This is a genomic window from Lacticaseibacillus zhaodongensis (assembly GCF_009687905.1).
GTDB classification, from domain to species: domain Bacteria; phylum Bacillota; class Bacilli; order Lactobacillales; family Lactobacillaceae; genus Lacticaseibacillus; species Lacticaseibacillus zhaodongensis.
Genome location: NZ_BLBG01000016.1, coordinates 1 through 18,724 on the forward strand (window position 1 = coordinate 1; position 18,724 = coordinate 18,724).

The window sequence follows — 18,724 nt, forward strand, 5'->3', positions numbered from 1 at the left end:
TGCCCTATTATTTTGTCATTTAAAAGGGGCCTACACTCTTAGCGTTGGATTTCTCCAACACCAGAAAGTGTAGACCCTCAATTCCGGCCATCGCGTTCGATAGCAGTAGGGCGCAGGTGACGATGAGAACGTTCCGTTTAGACAAGCAAATTCTTCTTTCCATTAGTAAGTACGGCCAAAAGCAGCCAAATTCTACCTTGCGCCAATTACTTACGGAATACAAATTATTATGGACTTAATTTGCCGTTCAGTTTGCCAATTAGGAGGGTTAAATTAAGTAAATTACCCGGGAAATTAGTTATTTTAGCGCTGGCGGTAAGCTGCCACTAAGTAACCCCCCCTGCGGCCAGAATCACTGATAAATCAAGCTTTTTGAATAGCCAGCAGTCTTATTACCCGGGCAATTACGCATTTCCCGGGTAATAAGCATGAGTGGACACCAAATTCTGTAACACTATATCCGGATAGACCACAAATTGGCTCTCGCCAGCGTAATTTAACCGCTAACGGGAGCCAACTTATTTTGAACTATCTATCACTGTAACAATGGGTAAACTGCGCCCAGCAACCCGGCGTCATTCCGCAAGCCAGCTGCCATGACCTTACCCAGAGCCTTGTCGCGAATGCGATTCAAGCTGCCATGCTGGGTGAGCAAGCGGTCCATCGTGGCCGCTAGATCCGCCATAAACTGCGGGTTCGCGCTGATCCCGCCGCCAATGAGAATCCGGTCCGGGTCGAGCGTCGCAAACAAGTTGATGCACATGATACTAATATCGTGCAGGAAGCGGTGATACTCGGTGTACGCGGTGTAATCACCAGCGGCGCTGCGCTCCAGCACGACCCGCGCGTCAGTCACTTCTTCCGCATCCGGATCAACGCGCTTGTGTGCCGCGTTATACCGCCGCAGCAGGCCCATCACTACGGACGCGCTGAAGGTCAGCGAGGCGTCTTCCAGGTCGCCAGTCGCATCGTCATCACGGGTAACCATCCACCCTAGTTCTCCGGCCATCCCGTGGGCGCCACGGTAAGGTTTACCATTGATGACAATACCGCCACCGATCCCAGTGCCGAGCACGATGCAGACGTAATCGTCAATTCCCTGGGAACTGCCCTGCCAGCGTTCAGCTAGGGCCGCGGCATTAGCATCATTTTCGACCACGACCGGCAAGTCCGTCTTGGCTGCCAAGGTGCCGCGCAGGTCGAACTCATAGAATTCCATCAAAGCGCCACCGGTCACCAGGTAGCCATCGCGCCGGACGATGCCAGGTGCACTAACACCGACCCCGACAATTTTGTGCTCAGCCTGATAGGCACTAACGGCGGCGCACATCTTCCCGATAATCTCATCGCGCGCGGTCGGCGTCGCGAAGTGCCCCCGCCCGCTAATATTGCCCTGATCATCCACCAGCGCGTACTTAATGCTGGTCCCGCCAATGTCAAAAGCTACATATTCACTCATCCTAATTCCCCCATTTGTGATTACATTCATTTGTCGGCTTAATTGTAACGCTTACATAAGCCGATGCCACTACGTTGATTACAAAACGGCCGCGGTTTTGCCCGCGGCCGCTTGCTCATGTTTGTTATTACTGACTAATTAGTTACTGCTTCATTTGGTTTCGGGGCTAGCAGCTTTAAAGTGGATCGAGCTAACCGTGTTCTTGAGTCCGATGACAATGCCGCGTAAGCCGGTAAGGGCAAACCCAGCACCGACCAAGCCGATTACGAGCCGCAGCGGCAAGAGGCTGGTCCAACCGGCAGTGTGCCCCATCCCAACCGCAATCATGATCAGCAGCATGCCGAGGAAAATCCCCGCGCCGCCCTTCCATTCCTGAGCGGTACCGTGGTCCAACATGTAGGTGTGAAACTGCGCCACCGCATCCGCATCAGAGGTTAAGCGCGGCTGCCGGTCACTACGCGTGTAGAGTACGTTGTAAAACATGCCCTTGCTCAGCCGCCCCGTGACCACCTGATCCGCGGCGTTGCGCGCCGTATCCGGATCATTTGTGATGACCAACGTTGCCCGGTAATTTGCACCATCTGGGGCTTTACGGGCGACAAAGTGGTAGCGTGCACCCCGGACCCGCTGCAAAATGTAGCCATTGCTTGCCGCGTGGTTCAGGAACGCTTGCTCCTGCTCAAGATTGTTCCGGATAAAATGATATCTAAACATTGTTGTCGCCCTCCTTGCAGTTACTTAGCGATTGCCGCTAACGCCGTTTTCAACACGTTCGCGCCGTTCATCATGCCGTAATCCTTCATGTCGATGACTTGAACCGGAATCTGCACCTTCTGCTGGATGCCCTTCAGCAGGTAACGGACTTGCGGTCCCAGCATCAGAATATCTGGATGCTCCTGCTCGATTTCTTGATCAATCGAGTCAGCGGAAGTGGCGAAAATTTTGACATCATCGTCCTCCGCCGCAGCGGCCTTTTGCATCTTGTTCACTAGCAAGCTGGTGGACATCCCGGCGTTGCACGCCAGCATGATCGTCTTATCTGCCATAACTAACACTCCAATCTATTTGGTGTACGGTGGCTTAACGTCGCCCAAATCTTCACCGTTAGTCGCAATCACGTGCTTGAACCAGTAGAACGAATCCTTCTTCTTGCGATCCAGGGTCCCTTCACCGGCATCATTCTTATCTACATAAATCATGCCATAGCGCTTGTCCATCTGACCGGTGCCAGCTGAGACGAGGTCGATGAAACCCCATGGTGTGTAACCCAAGAGGTCCACCCCGTCGACGTCGACCGCCAGCTGCATCTGCTTGATGTGTTCGCGCATGTACTCGATCCGGTAATCATCGTGTACGTGCCCATCAGCAGTCAGCTTGTCAATGGCCCCAAAACCATTCTCAACAATGAACTGCGGAACGTCGAAACGATCCTTGAGCCAGTTCATCGCGTAACGCAGGCCTTGCGGGTCGATCTGCCAGCCCCAGTCAGAGGCCGGAACGGTTGGGTTGCGTACGACATCCTCATGCTCGTCATAACGGTAAGAATCGGGTTCATCGGCCTTGGCCGCGACCGCCATCGACATGTAGTAGGAAAAGCCGATGTAATCGACCTTCCCCGCCTGCAGCACGTCGCGATCTTCCAATGTGATATCTAGGTCATAGCCGGCACGTTCTTGGTAACGTTCGAGCCAGCTCGGGTAGGCACCCTTGACCTGCACGTCCGCGAACCAGTAACGGGACTGCATCGCCCGTTCGGCTTTGAAAATATCGGCTGGCTTCGGGCTAGCTGGGTAGAGCGGCACCATCGCAATCATCGCCCCAATTTGGAACTGGGGGTTGATTTTGTGACCAATCTGAACGGCCAACGCGCTGGCAACCAGCTCGTAGTGCGCGGCCTGGTACATCGTTCGCTCCGCATCCTCGCCGGGCTTGATCTGCAAGCCGGAGTTCGTGAACAGGGCAAACGGTGACTTGGTGTCCGTCTGGTTGTTGATTTCGTTGAAAGTCATCCAGTACTTAACTTTATCCTTGTAGCGCTTGAACACAACCTCGGCAAAGTGGGCGAAGAAGCCGATCACTTTGCGGTTGCGCCAGCCGCCGTACTCCTTGACTAAGTGGTAAGGCATCTCGAAGTGGGAGAGCGTAATTACCGGCTGAATGCCATTCTTCAACAATTCGTCAAAAAGATCATCGTAGAACTGCAAGCCAGCTTCATTGGGCTCTTCTTCATCCCCGTTTGGGAAAATCCGGGTCCACGCAATCGACGTCCGAAATGCCTTCAGGCCCATGTCCGCGAACAATTTTATATCGTCCTTGTAGCGGTGGTAGAAATCAATCGCATCGTGGTTCGGGTAATTCTTACCAGGGATAACCCCATCCGTAATTTCGCGTTCCACACCGTTAGCACCAGCAGTCATGACGTCGGCAACGCTGACACCCTTGCCGCCTTCTTGCCAGCCACCTTCAAGTTGATGGGCAGCGACCGCGCCGCCCCATAGAAAATCATCACGTAACTTAGCCATATTTTTACTCCGTTTCTAATGCGAACTGTTACTTTGCAGCTTCTGTCTTAGCACCACCATTAGCTTCTTCAGCAGCCAGGTTGTCCTGTTCCTGCTTGTAGAGCACGTTGTCGTAACGACGGATGAATGGCAGGTAGATGAAGAAGGTCATAACCAGCATCAATGCCTGCCAAATGGCTGTCTTCCAGCCACCGACCAGGAATCCAGAAACAATCGCTGGTGTGGTCCATGGTACGTAAACACCATTGAACAGTGGAATGAGACCGATCTTGATGACAATGTAGGTGAGACCCATGGAGATAGCTGGCGTGATCATGAATGGGACGACCAGCAGTGGGTTCATAACGATTGGTGCACCGAAGAGAATTGGTTCGTTAATGTTGAAAATAGCTGGGGCAATTTCCAAACCACCCAAAGCTTTAAGCTGAGCGGACTTGGCGAACCAGAGCATGTAGACAACCATCCCGATGGTGATACCAGCACCAGTAACGGTCCCGAACTGGTCAAGCAGTGCCTGGGTGAAGATGTGACCACCGTTAGCAATGGTCAGCTTGCCAGCCTTGAACAAAGTAGCGTTTTGGGTACCGTTGGAAAGCAGGATCGCGGTCATAATGCCACTGATGATTGATGAACCGTGAACCCCAAAGAACCAGAGGAAGGAAATCAGCAGTGGTGCAATCAGCGCCCCGGCTAGTGAATCGGTGATCCCTTGTAGTGGTGTCTGAATGACGTTGTAGATCCACTGCAACATTGAGGTGTGGGCAAAGTGGTCAAAGCCCATGTAAACGAGTAACCACATAACGATCAGTGCACCGGCAGGAATCAGCGCGGTGAATGAGTTCGCAACGTTTGCTGGAACCTGTTCAGGCAGCTTGATGGTGATCTTGCTCTTAACGAACCAGCAGTAGATCCAACCAGTAATCAGGCCGACTAAGATAGCGGCGATCATCCCTTTACCAGCAAGCCAGCTGGTGTCGATGAAGCCGGTGAGGTGCCGCACGTTCTTGATCAGTACCTTGCCAGTAGGGCTCATGATTGGTGCGGTTGGCTGGAGAACGATCAGGAAGCTGATCAAACCGGTAATTCCGGCTGGTAATGGGTCAACACCCTCGTTCCGAGCCCACTCGTAAGCAATCCCGATTACGGCAATCAATGCCATGGCGTTGAACGAGAAGTTCGTTGCCTGGTTGAAGTACGGTACCAAGCCGGTGCCGTTCATCCAGGCCGCCCATGATGGAATTGGTAATGAACCGAGAATCAGGAAGATGGAACCAACAATGATGAAGGGAATGACATAAATCATCCCGTTCTTCAGAGCGGTAATAATTTTGCTATTGGTGAATTTCATCACGCCTGGCAAAACTTTGTCATTAATGAAACTATTCATAATTTTTGCTCCTTACTGCGCAGCGATTGAGTTCGCGTACGCTGAATTAACTTGAATAAAAAATTTCCGTGGTTCCGATACAGAATCTAGAATGACTTCGGCCGAAATCATTTGTGATTTATGATCACGTAATTAGTGTATGCGCTAACAAAGGTCCCTGTATACGGTTTCGCGGCCGTTAGGAACAGTTCCGGAAAGTAAAAACACGTCACATTCCTGTGACGTGTTCCGCATCTGTTCTTTAATTGTCGCATTATGTCACGGTTGCTCGTTGGTGTCTTTACCATCAGGCTTATCAACGAGTGCCTGCCGCTGCCGGTCCTCATCGATTCGGTGGGCAATCAGCTCCTCCAGATAAACAACAGGTACCTGCGTCGTAAAATTAAGATCACCGTGTTTTAACTCCGGCATGTAGTAACTGATCACGAGGTCACTCATCCGCGCCAAGCGTGAATTGCCGTGGTTCGTGACGGCAATGATCCGCACATCCTCAGGTTGCACCTTCGTCACCAGCTGAATGACTTCCCGCGTCTCCCCAGACACTGAAAGCAAAATCAGCACGGTCTTGGGCGGCAGGGCGTTGCCAAAGGGAAAGGGCTGGAACACGTCCTCGATCGGCAAGGCCAGCTTGCCGGCGTTCGATAGGTAACGCGCCCCGTACTGCGCCAGTGAATTCCCGGTTCCGATCCCGTAAAAAAGAACCATTGGGGCCGCCTCGATCATTTCGATGGCCTGATCAATCAGTTTGTTGAAGTCGGTCGTGTTCACTTTATTGAAGAAATCAGCTAGCGGCACGGTAATGTCGTAACTGTCGGCGGGCTTGTTGTCCAGCATGTTGCGCCGGTGCTGCTTGATGGCAAAACGGAGCTCAGAGTAACCATCGTAGCCCATTTTGTTGGCGAAACGGATGATGGTGGTCGTGCTGACGTGGGCCGCTTTGGCTAGCGCCCGAATCGGCATCCGTTCGACCTCCTCTTGGTGACGGTTAATGTAGTTGTAGATGACGGTCTCTAGTTCATTGAGCGTTTGTAATTTATCGTATGGAAACAAACCCGCTCCCCCCTTCTGAGTCTAAGCACTGATGTACTGCTACCTGGCCAATAGTAACACAGATGGCAATCATTCTTTAACGTTTACACGTTGCAAAAATGCAGCTAAATCACGATTTTGATTGTCATAATAATCATCAGTGTACCTTTTGCTATTGCCTACCGTTGCCAAAATAAAAGGCCACTTCGTTTAAAGTGGCCTAGTTAGTTAGCTAAACTGTTAATAAATGCAATTAATCGTTTTCCTTTAGCCACTTGTCCAGGACGCTGATGAATTCATCATGCTGGTCCAGCAGGGCCAAGTGGCGGCTGTTGGCGAACAGGTGCCACTTAGCGCCAGGAATGTGGTCGTAAACGGACTTGGCGATGAGTGGCGTGCACAGGTCGTCAGTCCCGTTGGTCACGAGCACTGGTACGTGAATTTTGTGCAGCTCATCGGTGAGCTCAAAATCGCTGATGGTGCCATTTTCGGTGAACTCGTTTGGACCCTCAGCGATCCGACTGGCCCGCTTGCCATTAGTCTCGCGGCGCAATGGCTCTGGTGAGTTCTCATCCGGGTCGTCCCAGCAGTAACGTTCCATGTAACGGTCATTAGCGGCCAAGTACTTGGGACCGGTGAAATCGCCGGTGCGCTCGGCTTCGGCAATCGCCGTGCGGTCCTCATAACTGAGGTAGGAAATCAGCCGGTGCTGTTCCTTGGTCCAGAGCTTAATGGATGCAGGTGAGCCGTCGATCATGACGCTCTTCACGCCCTTCTGATCGTAACGGGTCAGGTAGAGCATTTCGAGCATGCCGCCCCAAGACTGACCGAGCATGTGCAGTTCGTCCAGGTGCAGGTACTTGCGCAGGGCAACCAATTCTTCAGCCCAGGTTTCCTTGACGTAAACAGCAGGGTCTTCAGGCAGTGAGGACTTCCCGCAGCCAACCTGGTCGTACATGATCAGCTGGCGGCCAGTCTCCGCGTAGTCGTCGATCAGCTCAAAGTAATTGTGGGATGAGCCAGGGCCCCCGTGGATCAAAAGCAGTGGCGCCTTGTCGGGATTCGGGTCGCCGACAATCCGGTAGTAAGTCTTGAAACCGTGAAACGGCATGTAGCCTTCTTGAATATGCATCTGCATCAGTCCGTCCTTTAATGGTGAATTTGTACTTCTGCCCTCGATTGTACTACTAAGTAGCCCAGACGGCGGTGCTGATTGTGAAATATCTTGCTTGTTCATCAGCGCCTGAGCCGCGGAACTTTAGTTAGCTTGCTAATAATATTTTTATGATAATTTGTGGACATATTCGCAGTGGGCCATCCCCGGCACGTCCCGCCACGCAACCGGATACCCTGCCCCGTGCGCGCAAAAAACCGAGTCGGGCGTGTTATCGAGGTCCGCCACTGGCTGGTAAGCCTTAGCCGCAATCACTGCCGCGGCGTCGTGAGCGGGCTGATAGCTCGCCACAACGCAATCGAGTTGTCCCTGTCCGTGGGTGTACGCGGCCACTTCCGCCGCATAATCCCGCATCGTGGCCACGGGGGCCGTGCCGCTGATCTGCAACTGACCGCCCGCCGCGACTGGTTCCGCAAACGTTCCGTGCATACGCTGAATATCCGTCAGCGCCCGGCCCACCTGCGTTTGATCCACCGTGAGCGTGAACTGATACCACGGCTCCAGCAACTGGCAAGCATTCCGCGTTGCCAGTTCCATCAGTCCCTGCCGCAGTGCCCGCCAGGTGGCCTCCCGGAAGTCACCACCGACCGAGTGGACGTTGCTGGCCCGCCCGGTCACGAGCGTCACCTTAACATCCGTTAGCGGCGCCCCCGTTAACACGCCCAGCTGCTCCTTGGCCCCCAAACTAGTCAAAACCTGGTGTTGCCAATTACGGCCCAGCACCTCTAGCGGACAGTCAGCAGCGAACATCAGGCCACTACTAGGTGCGACCGGCTCCAGCAACAGGTGGACCTCCGCGTAGTGGCGGAGGGGCTCGAAGTGGCCGACCCCCTCAATGGGCGCCGTGATGGTTTCCTTATACAAAATACTGCCTTGATCAAAACCGACCTGAAGCTGGTAGCGCTCCTGCAACAGCTGCTGCAAAACTTCCAGTTGCACCGCACCCATGAGCTGCACCCGCAGTTCCTGCAGGTGCTCCGACCACTGCACGTGCAACTGCGGATCCTCATCCTCCAGCTGCCGCAAAGCAGCCAAAACTTCGTGCAGATCTTGCCCCTGCAAATCCACGGCGTAATTGAGAACCGGCTGCAGCACCGGCTTTTGGGCGTCTGCTTCTGCACCCAGCCCGCAGCCCGGATAAGTCTGCGTCAGCCCGGTGACCGCACACACCGCCCCGGCGGGAACTTCAGGGACGACATCAAACTTCGCACCGTTGTACACCCGGAGCTGGTTAGCCTTCTCGCCGGCATGCAGGACGTCCTTGGTGTGCAGACTGCCGCCAGTCACGCGCAGCCAGCTCAGTCGTTCACCCTTGTCATCGTGGCTGATTTTGAACACTCGCGCGGCAAAATCCTGGGGCCACGTTTTCTCCGTTGTCCAGTGCGTGAAGCCAGCTAAGAAGTCCGCGACTCCGCTCAGCTTCAGCGCGGCGCCAAAGTAGACGGGGAAGACAAGCCGCTGGTGAACCAGCCGGCGGACGGTGTCATCCGCCAGTGTGTCCGTGGCACTGAACTCATCCAGCGCGGCGGCGTCTTGGAGCGCAATGTCCTCGGCCGCACCCGCAGGCAGTGCCGCGCCGGTAAAAGCAACGCAGCCCTCCGCCAGTTTTGTCTGCAGTTCAGCGAGGATCTGTTGCCGGTCAACATCGGGGGCGTCCATTTTGTTCACAAAAATAAAGGTCGGCACCGCGTACCGCTGCAAAAGTCGCCACAGGGTGCGAGTGTAACCCTGCACACCATCAGTCGCGGACACCACCAGGATGGCGTAGTCAAGCGCGCTCAAAACCTGTTCCGTCTGACTGGCAAAATCCACGTGCCCCGGCGTGTCGAGCAAAGTCAGGGCCAAATCGGCAGTCTGCAGCTGCGCCTGGTGGGCAAAAATGGTGATCCCGCGCCGTTTCTCCAGGGCGTCCGTGTCCAAAAAGGCGTCCCCTTTGTCCACCCGGCCCACCTGCCGCAAGGTGCCACCGCGGTATAGTAAAGCTTCAGAAAGGGTGGTTTTACCCGCATCAACATGCGCAACGATTCCGGCTACAATGTGCTTCATTTCGCTCGCTCCTTTAGGCGGCATCCCGCCCCAGTTAGGTCCTGCTGCTAAGTCTACGGAGATTGCGCGGGGAAAACAAGATATGCACACATTATCAAGCAGCACCAGCGGGTTCAAGTCAAAGAACCGCTGCTATCTACGCAGTTGGTGGGGTCAAAAATATCGGTGTACTTATTTAATAACATGTGTTAGCGTATCCATAGAAGCGACTCATGTTCAGTCACTAAACACTTTGGAGATGTGCAAAATGAATATCGTTCTCAGCATCATTTGCTTCGCACTGGCAATCTGGCAGCTATCCGTTTCATATCATTATTTCAGAGTCTTGCAAACTAAGGGCAGTGCCGGAACCTCAGCTTTTTCCCTGCTGGGTTTGTGGCAGGGAATCGTGGTTGCAGTGATATTCGTAATCATCGGCGCAACCGCAATCTCGGGGTTCTTCAACCCCCTGTTCAAGTGATGCTGGTAGTTATGCCGAGGTTAATTCACCCCGAAAATAGCACTGCTTTGCTTTCTTTAAACTAATAACCAGTTTGTCAGTATCAAAAAGCTCGTCAAGCGTGAAAACTTGACGAGCTTTTTCGGCAAATACAATGCCTTTCAGAAATTTCGACACCACGCTGCTATACTAATCCAGCGTTTCTTCCAGAACTTTGGTCAAGACCTGGTAAAAAATTCAAACCGGTTGTTCTTTCATCCCCTACCAATGATATTTCCCATTTCTACACAGATGTAGTAGAATACAGTTGTAAAAGCAACTAAGCACCCATTTGGGAGGAATAACTCATGACAGATACACACGAAATCGTTACGCTCATTACCGGTGCGGACAAGGGTATCGGCTTTGCCACCGCGGAAGGCCTAGGCAAGCTGGGCCAACACGTACTCGTTGGCTCCCGCAATACCGAGCGCGGTCAGGCCGCAGTCGATAAGCTCACCGCTGAGGGCATCAAGGCCACGCTCATTGTTCTAGATGTGACTGACAAAGACACCATTAAGCAGGCGGTGGATACGATCAACAAACAGTTCGGCTACCTCAGCGTCCTCATTAACAACGCCGGGATCGCGCTTGACCGACACCAAGTCCCATCCAAGCTGTCCACCGACGTCATTCGCAAGGAGTACGACGTCAACTTCTTCGGCATGATTGATGTCACCCAGGCCATGTTGCCACTACTGAAGAAGGACACACCCGCCAAAATCATCAACCTGTCCAGTAACATGGGCTCATTTGGCCTGACCACCGACCCGAACAACCGCCTGTACAATGTGTCGGCGGTCGGTTATCAGTCCTCCAAGGCCGCGGTCAACTTCTTCACCGTTGACCTCAGCAAGGAACTCGCTGATGAAGGCATCACCGTCAACTCGGTCAACCCTGGTTGGACCGCCACCGAATTCGGTGGCCGGCCTAAGGATGCGCCTAAGATTCCCGGCATGCAGGACATCGCCGATGGGGCCCGTCAGTCCATCAAAATGGCCAGTTTGCCACGCGAGGACAAGACAACCGGTACCTTTTCTGAATTCGAAGGCCAGATGCCTTGGTAAGAGCACGACAAAACAGCCAGCGGAAATTTTTCCGCTGGCTGTTTTTTTGCTGCAATTTTTATTTCAGCGGGTAGGTCAACACGTACTGCGTGTCGTAACGGCCGAAACCGCGCTTACGGTATTCCAAACACGTTTTCCGTTAAGACCAATATTTAGCTACCTAAATTAATCAGTTAGTGTAACCGTTGAAGTTGCACCATCAATGGTAACATCTGCTTCCTTGAAACTGAGCGCATAGAAGCTAGAGTGCGCGGCATACTGACCATTTTGCGGATACTTTGCGCTGTACAAAGCAACTTGGTCCTGACTAGGGTTGATCTGCTGCACATCAGCCTTGCGCACGCGGGCAAACCCGCCTTTACCAAGCTGTGGAATCGCAAATGCAGCCTGACTGTGCGCAGCAATTTCTGCCACTTTTTGTGACTTAGGGTTCGTCATGAACAACATTTGCTTGCTCTGCGCGTCGTAGGCACCCAAAACGATGCGCACATCTGGAGCCGCTCCATCTTCAGTCAAGGTCGCAACGGCAATCTGCGTTGCGTCAGTGAGAATTTTTTCCAAATCTGTTTTATCTGCCAAAATAATCCCTCCGAATATTAGTTAACAACTAGGCGGGCACAAAGCGTTCGTCTGTCTAAATGGTAAGCGGCAACATGCGGGATTGCAAGGATTGCGCAAATTAACGGCTGCGCTTACACTTAGCCTGTCGAAGGAGGAATCAGAATGACTACAATTGCCCGCCCGCTAATCACCGTTACCAACATCATTTGGAGCTACGATGCCACTACCAAACAGGTCAACGTGCTGCTCATTCGCCGCAGTGACGCACCCTTTGCCAATTATTGGGCGCTACCAGAAACCGCCCTGCGCACCGACGAAAGTGCCCACGAAGCGGCCCTGCGGCTGGTTCGTGAAAAAATTGGGCTCGCCCTGCCCGCTGTGCACGCTGAACAACTGGCGACCTTCACCGCTCCAGACCGTGTTCCCGGTGAGCGGGCCCTTGCGTTAAGCTACATGACCTTCCTGCCGCAGCGGCCCCAGCTCGTATCGGGGAATGGTGCTAACGACGCCCAGTGGTTTGCGTTGGGCCGGCAGCCAAGCGGAACCTTTACCTTCAGCCACCAAAAGCTGCAGTTCCACACCCTGCAGCCCAATGAATACCTCCGCGACCAGACGCCAACGACCGGACTAGCTTTTGACCACAACTGGATCCTGACCGTTGCCTGCACGCGCATCGCCAACAAATTGGACTATCAACCCACCATTCTCTTAATTTTAGGTATCGCTTTCACACTGAAACAAGCTCGTCACATCTTCGCCGCGTTTGGGCATGACGAGCCTGACAACTCAAACTTTTTACGCGATCATGCCAATTTGTTCAGGCCAACGGGCACAACGACGCGGACCGGTGTGGGCCGGCCAGCTAAAACATATGTCTTGACAGTGTAAAGACAGGGGTGTAATGTCAGTGCCATATTATAAAAGTCAAAAGCACTTTTATTATTTTGGAGGGCACTATCATGCAAGCAAAGAAAACTACTGCACCATCTGTTTGGAAGTTTAAGCTGTCGACCCAGGTCCTGGTTTTGATTCCAGCCGCTGTCGGCATTAACTATGTTGCTAAGGCCTTCGCTGAGGGCTTGAAGTTGCCCCTCTGGCTCGGTTCACTGGGCACATATTTAGCCAGCATGCTCGCCGGCCCAATTGCCGGGGCGATTAGTGGCTTCATCAACAACATTATCTACGGCCTGACGCTTTCCCCAATCTCAACGATTTACTCCATTACCAGTATCGGCATTGGGATTGCGGTCGGCTGGTTGTTCCGCAAGGGCTGGTTTAGTTCTGCCAAGAAGGTTTGGATCGCCGGGATTATCATCGCACTAGTATCCGCAATTATTTCCACCCCGCTGAACGTAATCTTCTATGGTGGCCAGACCGGGGTCGTTTGGGGCGATGCACTCTTTGCGGGCTTAGTCGCACACAGCACCCCCGTTTGGATTGCTTCGTTTATTGACGAATTTGTTCTCGACCTGCTGGACAAAATCGTCGTTGGCTACCTCGCCTACCTGATCTACAAGCAGTTACCGCAAAAGCTGATTTACTCCTTTAAGGATTAGAACGATGAGTAACGCAGAGAGTTCCGTGGGCATCCGCAGCAGCTGGGCCCAAAATGTTGACCCAGTCACCAAGCTGTTACTGATTGCGTGCGTGCTGCTGGGGAGTTTGCTTTACAAATCATTAAGCTATTCGTTAATAGTTTTGGGCCTGAGCGTCATGCTCGTCGTCGCCGCACGGATCGGTCGCAAAGCACTGAAGCTGATTGCATTTAGCCTCCTGCTAATTGCAACGATCGTCGTGATTCAAGGCTTACTGTACCCATTAAACCAGACCGTGGCGGTAACGATTTTTGGCCTGCACTTCTACCGTGAAGGCTTGCTGTACGCCCTGATGCTGAGCAGTCGCCTGCTCAGCATCATTTTCGTGACCAGCTTTTTCATCTTTACCACGACAATTGGCGAAAACACGCATTACCTGGAGCAAATTGGGGTGCCTTACCACACGGTTTATGTACTGATTTCGGTCTGCTACATTTTGCCGCAGATCAATCAGAACATGCACCACATTCAGGTGGCCCAGCGCGCACGCGGCGTGAATCCGCAAAGTAACGTGGCGCAGCGCGTTCGGGCCATCGTGCCGATTCTGGTGCCACTGATTACCAAAACGCTGATGCAATCGGTTGAACGCTCCACCGCGCTGCAACTGCGGGGCTTTAACAACCCGCACCGCAAGCTAACGGGTGAACTGACCTATTATCAAGCGGAAAACGCCCACCGCGGATTGATTTTACTGGCAGTGTTAATAATTGGATGGAAAATATGGACAATCATCAGCAAATTAATTTAAAAAACATCACCGTTTCGTACCCCGGAACCGAGCACCAGCAGCTAAAGAACCTCACCATCCAAACGCCAGCCCAGCAAATCATCGGTATCGTCGGCCCTAGCAATTCCGGTAAGACCACGCTTTGCCGCCTGCTGAGTGGCATTGTCGACCGCCTCATGCACGCAGACGTGACGGGCGAATTTAGTTTGGGCACCGTTAACCCCGCTGACCACTGGACCGAAATCAACCGTTACGTCGGTTACGTTTTCCAGAACCCCAGCGACCAGTTGAGCGGCATGGCGGAGACGGTCTATTCGGAAATGGCTTTTAGCCTCGTTAACCTTGGTGCAACCGCGGAAGATATCGACACGCGGGTGCGACAGCTCGCCCGGCAGTTTCACCTCACCACCCAACTCGACCAAGACCCCACAACGCTGTCTGGCGGGCAAATGCAGCGCCTGGCGATTGCGTGTGCATTGGTGACCGACCCGCCGGTGCTGATTTTTGATGACCCGACCAGCCAGATGGATCCGGCGGGGACCCAGCAATTCTTTGACTGGCTAACTAGCGCCCGCGGTAAGACTATTTTCATCACGTCCACCAATATCGACGCACTGTGCAACACGGTTGATTCGCTCTGGGTGTTGAACGCCGGCACACTCGTCGCTAGTGGGACTCCGCGCGCGCTCTACAACCATGGCACCGTGAACGACATCATCCCCGACCCAGTTGCTTTGCAATTGGCCCGCAAAATGGGCTGGGCTTTTACTGACGGTGAATTCCCGGTCACGCGGACTGAATTAATGGAGGTCAGGCAATGAGCATTGAAATTAATAAGCTGCACTTTGCTTATCCGGACAGTGATTTTGCCTTGCAACTACCAACCCTCAAGCTGGCGGCTGGCCTAACCGCCATCGTCGGCCAAAATGGTGCCGGTAAGTCGACCCTGTTTAAGCTCTTGCTGGGCCTGCAGCCAATGCAAGCGGGCACGATCACCATCAACGGGACTAGCGGCGAACAATTAGTCGGCAGCGCACGTTTACACCAAATCGGCATGCTCTTTCAAAATCCTGACGATCAGCTTTTTAACGCCACCGTTGCCAAAGAAGTCGCCTGGAGTGCCCGACAGATTACTAAAGACCGGACAGAAGTCGACCAAATCGTTCAGAAGACGCTCGCGCAAGTTGAACTGCAGGATTTGGCGGCTGCAAATCCCTTCGATTTATCATTATCGGACCGTAAATTGCTGGCGTTTGCGACCCTCCTTGCGACCAATCCGCAAAGCTACCTGCTAGACGAACCGATGATTGCCTTGGATTGGCACAGCCAAGCCATCGTGCTGCGCATCGTGAAAGAGTTGGCGCAGGCAGGGCACCAAATCATCGTCTCCACGCACGACATGGACTTAGTAGCGGCGAATTTTGGCCGGGTCATCACCTTCGACCACGGCAAAATGCTGTTTGACGGCGCGCCAACAGACTTGTTTGCAGCGCCGGCCATCATGGAGCAAGCGGGATTGCTGCCACCACAGATTATGCAGATCTGTGCGCAATTGGGAGACACAAACGTCTACCTCACGCCAGACGACTATGTAAGCAAGCACCAAACTGCGCAACTACAAACTCAGCATTAGCCATTAAGAGCCGCAAACTGCCAACATTGGTAGTTTGCGGCTCATTTATTGTCAAAAATATCTTGCTTACTTGTGGTACGGCCGCCCAGCATTGATCATGAACACCCGGTAGATCTGCTCAATCAGCACCAACCGCATCAACTGGTGGGGCAAGGTCAGCTTCCCGAAGCTGAGGGTGTCGTTAGCCCGCTGCATAACCTCTGGCGAGAGACCCAGTGAGCCGCCGATCACGAAGGTAATGTCCGGGTGCCCATATGTCCCGAGATCGGCGATTTCCTTGGCGAAAACTTCACTCGCCCGCTGCTTACCCTCAATGGCCAGGGCGATGACGTACTCCCGGTCCTTGATTTTATCCAGGATGCGCTGGCCTTCCTTCTCCTTGACCTCGGCCATCTCGGCTTCAGACAGGGATTCAGGGGCTTTTTCGTCCGCAACCTCGACGATTTCCACCTTGGCAAAAGCGGACAGACGCTTCTTGTATTCCGCAATTCCCGCCTTGAAGTATTTCTCCTTCAGCTTACCAACACCAATGATCTTAATATTCACGATTTCCACCTCACGAGCATTATACCAGAGGCAAAAATAGCCGGTGTTTCGGTATAGTTACTAAAGGCAACTACATCACCAAGCGAAAACGGTTTCTAGTCGATTTTAAAAAATCGTGTCCACAAAAAAAGCCGTCAGAGCGGTATTTTCGCTCTAACGACCTTACTTACGCACGCTTACGCGGTGGTAAACCCGCAATCAAATCGCCATTTTCTTGGGCGTATTCCTTGATGCGGTAGATTTGTTTCCGGTTGATGCCAACCGCCCTAGCAATCTGCGTTACCGGCAGGTTGTCAGCCAACATCGTCAGCACGTCTTGGTAGATGGCGCGTTTGACGGGGTTCGGTGAATCCGGTGCGTATTCTCGCTTACGGCCCCGTTCACCATGGTGCGGTGTTGAAACGCTCAAACCGGCGCCACCGCGGTGTTCACGGTGCTTTGCGAAATCAGCAATGTCCCGGATCACGCAGGTCAACTGCCAGCGTTCGCTGGCATCATGAACTGACGCAAAGCTAGGGAAATTCAGGATGTTGAGACTAACGTTGCGTCCGCAAATTGCGTCCAGCGCATCGCTCAGGTTAGCATTAGTTTCGCCCAACTGGAGGAGACTAGCGACCACAATCTCATCGCCTGTGTGCACGTACGCCAGCATTTCACGGAACCCAGGTCGCTCTAGTGGTGGTAATTCGACCGTATCCGCGAATATTTTACGTGCGTTCGCTGCCCGCAGATTCGCAAAATCGTCATCTTTGTATTTACGATTAGATTTATTCCAACTGTATCCGATTATGATGATTGTTCGCCTCCTCCAAAGAATTCAATTAATGCCTTATTAGTATCTTTATCATAAATGTCACATAAAACTATGTCAATAGTTTGCTTAAATTAGTTCAAGACCAAATAGCACGCTACTGCCCGTATTACGGCGCTCTTTGGCCTCACTCACACTTAACATTTTTTCATAATCTCAATTGTTAACTAATCGATTTTGTCCCACAAGTAAAGCCAGTGCCGGTTCGCTTTTACTAAAGCACCGAATAATTCATATATTTTCCAATCAATTGTTCGTTAAGACTGCATTTACATTTCTTGCTGCACCCCTATTTCTTAAGGTCCGTAAGAAAATTTTGAAAAATAAGTTGTCGCGGCCCTTTTTAAAGTGCAAAATTATATTGTTAAGCCTTCGAAAGGATGGTCCCATGACCGCTGTCAAAACCATCGTCAAAGATCGCGTGTTTCAGATAGCAGCAGCTTTTGCTATCTTGAGCCTTTTCTTAGCTCGCCCGCGCATCGCAGACATTAACTTCACGACTCTATGGTCTCTCCTCGCGATGATGACCATCATTCAAATATTTGAGTACCTGCACGTACTCGACTTCTTAGCGTACCGATTAACGTCCGGGGCACATTCCGCCAGACAACTAACCTGGTTTTTCGTCATGTTGTCCTTCGTTGCGGCGATGTTTCTTACTAATGATATGGCGGTGCTGACGTTCATGCCGCTATACCTCCGCGTCGCCAAGAAAATGGACCTGCCGCAAATCGTGCCCGCGACGGCAATTGCCATCGCCGCCAACCTCGGTAGTGCCATGACGCCATTCGGTAACCCGCACAACATCTTCCTGATGACGAAATTCCATATTTCGCTACTCGACTTCTTACTATGGGTCTTGCCGCTGCTAGTCATCGCCATCATTTTCCTGATTGGCCTCACGCTGACAGTTAAGCCCAAGAAGATTCCCGTTGTGCCAGTTCAGGACTTGCGGATCAACCCGCGCCTCACGACCATCACCTGCTTGGTCGCGGTGCTCGTGTTCGTTGCCGTCTTTGGCGTCCTGCCCGCGTGGGTGGCCGCAATCGCAGCCGTCCTGTACGCATTACTGCTGGATCGCAAAATCCTCGCGCACGTCGACTACGGGATCATCTGCACCTTTGTCTGCTTCTTCATTATTGTAAGCGACATTCAGCAGGTTCCCGCAGTCGTCAGCACCTTGCACACGCTCGAGCACGACCCTATCTCCGTTTACCTGACCGGGATCGCGACCTCGCAGATCATGTCCAACGTACCCGCAACGGTGCTGGTTGCGCAGTTCACCCATCACGTCGCAGCCCTGTTCTACGGAACTAACGTCGGGGGTCTGGGTACGACTATCGCCAGCCTGTGCAACCTGCTCGCATTCAAGCAGTTCCGCGCGCACGCAAGCAGCGATGTGAAGTCCAAGTTCTTCGTACCATTCACGGTCATCAACTTCATCGCCCTGTTCATCATCGGTGGGGTCGGGTTGCTTGCCGTCATCTACTTCAGTTAATAATTGCCATGATATTGGTAAAGCAACACCCGCATTCCAAACGGAAAAGCGGGTGTTTTTTGGTCAAGTCGTTGTAAAACGTCAAATTCATATTCGCACCTTATTTATGTGGCATCTCGTTAAAGAGGCATAGTCAGGTAGAGCTAGTGTTACAAGTATTCAGGCTAGTTGACAGCGGCAACTAGCTGCGC

The 18,724-nt window shown here is 52.6% G+C and carries 19 protein-coding genes; 8 read left to right on the forward strand and 11 right to left on the reverse strand.

Going from position 1 to position 18,724, the window contains the following annotated elements:
• Positions 1–535: 535 nt before the first annotated feature.
• The 8 genes from GN107_RS09380 to GN107_RS09415 all read right to left on the reverse strand — a co-directional run bounded on the left by GN107_RS09380 (position 536) and on the right by GN107_RS09415 (position 9,617).
• Positions 536–1,459 carry an ROK family protein gene (locus GN107_RS09380; RefSeq protein ID WP_196246316.1) on the reverse strand — a complete coding sequence of 308 codons (924 nt, stop codon included), beginning with the start codon at positions 1,457–1,459 and terminating at the stop codon, positions 536–538.
• 150 nt (positions 1,460–1,609) lie between these two features.
• Complete coding sequence (locus tag GN107_RS09385; RefSeq protein WP_155287636.1) at positions 1,610–2,173, reverse strand: DUF2812 domain-containing protein; 564 nt, start codon at positions 2,171–2,173, stop codon at positions 1,610–1,612.
• Positions 2,174–2,193: 20 nt separating this feature from the next.
• Positions 2,194–2,505: a PTS sugar transporter subunit IIB gene (locus tag GN107_RS09390; RefSeq protein ID WP_155287635.1), complete on the reverse strand. Its 312-nt coding sequence runs from the start codon at positions 2,503–2,505 to the stop codon at positions 2,194–2,196.
• Between the two features lie 15 nt (positions 2,506–2,520).
• Positions 2,521–3,981: a 6-phospho-beta-glucosidase gene (locus GN107_RS09395; protein WP_155287634.1), complete on the reverse strand. Its 1,461-nt coding sequence runs from the start codon at positions 3,979–3,981 to the stop codon at positions 2,521–2,523.
• A 28-nt stretch (positions 3,982–4,009) separates the two neighbouring features.
• Complete coding sequence (locus GN107_RS09400) at positions 4,010–5,368, reverse strand: PTS sugar transporter subunit IIC (RefSeq protein WP_155287633.1); 1,359 nt, start codon at positions 5,366–5,368, stop codon at positions 4,010–4,012.
• Positions 5,369–5,626: 258 nt separating this feature from the next.
• Positions 5,627–6,418, reverse strand: coding sequence for a MurR/RpiR family transcriptional regulator (locus GN107_RS09405; RefSeq protein WP_155287632.1), 792 nt, complete (start codon positions 6,416–6,418; stop codon positions 5,627–5,629).
• A gap of 232 nt (positions 6,419–6,650) precedes the next feature.
• The gene (gene pepI, locus GN107_RS09410; protein WP_155287643.1) at positions 6,651–7,529 is read right to left on the reverse strand and encodes a proline iminopeptidase; all 879 of its coding nucleotides are present in this window, start codon (positions 7,527–7,529) and stop codon (positions 6,651–6,653) included.
• 150 nt (positions 7,530–7,679) lie between these two features.
• The gene (locus GN107_RS09415; RefSeq protein WP_155287631.1) at positions 7,680–9,617 is read right to left on the reverse strand and encodes a GTP-binding protein; all 1,938 of its coding nucleotides are present in this window, start codon (positions 9,615–9,617) and stop codon (positions 7,680–7,682) included.
• 247 nt (positions 9,618–9,864) lie between these two features.
• On the opposite strand from GN107_RS09415, the gene GN107_RS09420 reads away from it, so the two are divergent.
• Positions 9,865–10,077 (forward strand): hypothetical protein, encoded by a 213-nt coding sequence (locus GN107_RS09420; RefSeq protein WP_155287630.1) that lies wholly within the window; start codon positions 9,865–9,867, stop codon positions 10,075–10,077.
• A 326-nt stretch (positions 10,078–10,403) separates the two neighbouring features.
• On the forward strand, positions 10,404–11,162 hold the full coding sequence (locus GN107_RS09425; RefSeq protein ID WP_155287629.1) for an SDR family oxidoreductase: 759 nt from the start codon (positions 10,404–10,406) through the stop codon (positions 11,160–11,162).
• 165 nt (positions 11,163–11,327) lie between these two features.
• On the opposite strand, the gene GN107_RS09430 is transcribed toward GN107_RS09425, so the two are convergent.
• Entirely contained in the window at positions 11,328–11,741 is a 414-nt protein-coding gene (locus GN107_RS09430; protein ID WP_196246315.1) for a pyridoxamine 5'-phosphate oxidase family protein, read from the reverse strand.
• A 144-nt stretch (positions 11,742–11,885) separates the two neighbouring features.
• Between GN107_RS09430 and GN107_RS09435 the strand changes: the two genes are divergently transcribed.
• The 5 genes from GN107_RS09435 to GN107_RS09455 all read left to right on the forward strand — a co-directional run bounded on the left by GN107_RS09435 (position 11,886) and on the right by GN107_RS09455 (position 15,678).
• Entirely contained in the window at positions 11,886–12,611 is a 726-nt protein-coding gene (locus tag GN107_RS09435) for an NUDIX domain-containing protein (RefSeq protein WP_155287627.1), read from the forward strand.
• Between the two features lie 71 nt (positions 12,612–12,682).
• Positions 12,683–13,279 carry an ECF transporter S component gene (locus GN107_RS09440; RefSeq protein WP_155287626.1) on the forward strand — a complete coding sequence of 199 codons (597 nt, stop codon included), beginning with the start codon at positions 12,683–12,685 and terminating at the stop codon, positions 13,277–13,279.
• Between the two features lie 4 nt (positions 13,280–13,283).
• Complete coding sequence (locus tag GN107_RS09445) at positions 13,284–14,066, forward strand: energy-coupling factor transporter transmembrane component T (RefSeq protein WP_155287625.1); 783 nt, start codon at positions 13,284–13,286, stop codon at positions 14,064–14,066.
• Positions 14,039–14,866 (forward strand): energy-coupling factor ABC transporter ATP-binding protein, encoded by an 828-nt coding sequence (locus GN107_RS09450; protein WP_196246314.1) that lies wholly within the window; start codon positions 14,039–14,041, stop codon positions 14,864–14,866. The genes GN107_RS09445 and GN107_RS09450 overlap by 28 nt, the downstream gene beginning before the upstream one ends.
• The gene (locus GN107_RS09455) at positions 14,863–15,678 is read left to right on the forward strand and encodes an energy-coupling factor ABC transporter ATP-binding protein (RefSeq protein ID WP_155287623.1); all 816 of its coding nucleotides are present in this window, start codon (positions 14,863–14,865) and stop codon (positions 15,676–15,678) included. The genes GN107_RS09450 and GN107_RS09455 overlap by 4 nt, the downstream gene beginning before the upstream one ends.
• Before the next feature lie 66 nt (positions 15,679–15,744).
• Here GN107_RS09455 and rlmH read toward each other — a convergent pair whose 3' ends face one another.
• Together rlmH and GN107_RS09465 are read right to left on the reverse strand one after the other, a co-directional pair.
• Positions 15,745–16,224 carry a 23S rRNA (pseudouridine(1915)-N(3))-methyltransferase RlmH gene (gene rlmH / locus GN107_RS09460; RefSeq protein ID WP_155287622.1) on the reverse strand — a complete coding sequence of 160 codons (480 nt, stop codon included), beginning with the start codon at positions 16,222–16,224 and terminating at the stop codon, positions 15,745–15,747.
• A 166-nt stretch (positions 16,225–16,390) separates the two neighbouring features.
• Entirely contained in the window at positions 16,391–17,041 is a 651-nt protein-coding gene (locus GN107_RS09465) for a helix-turn-helix domain-containing protein (protein ID WP_308779564.1), read from the reverse strand.
• Between the two features lie 382 nt (positions 17,042–17,423).
• Between GN107_RS09465 and GN107_RS09470 the strand changes: the two genes are divergently transcribed.
• A complete protein-coding gene (locus GN107_RS09470; protein ID WP_155287620.1) occupies positions 17,424–18,533 on the forward strand; it encodes an SLC13 family permease in 1,110 nt (369 codons plus the stop codon).
• Positions 18,534–18,724: the final 191 nt, after the last annotated feature.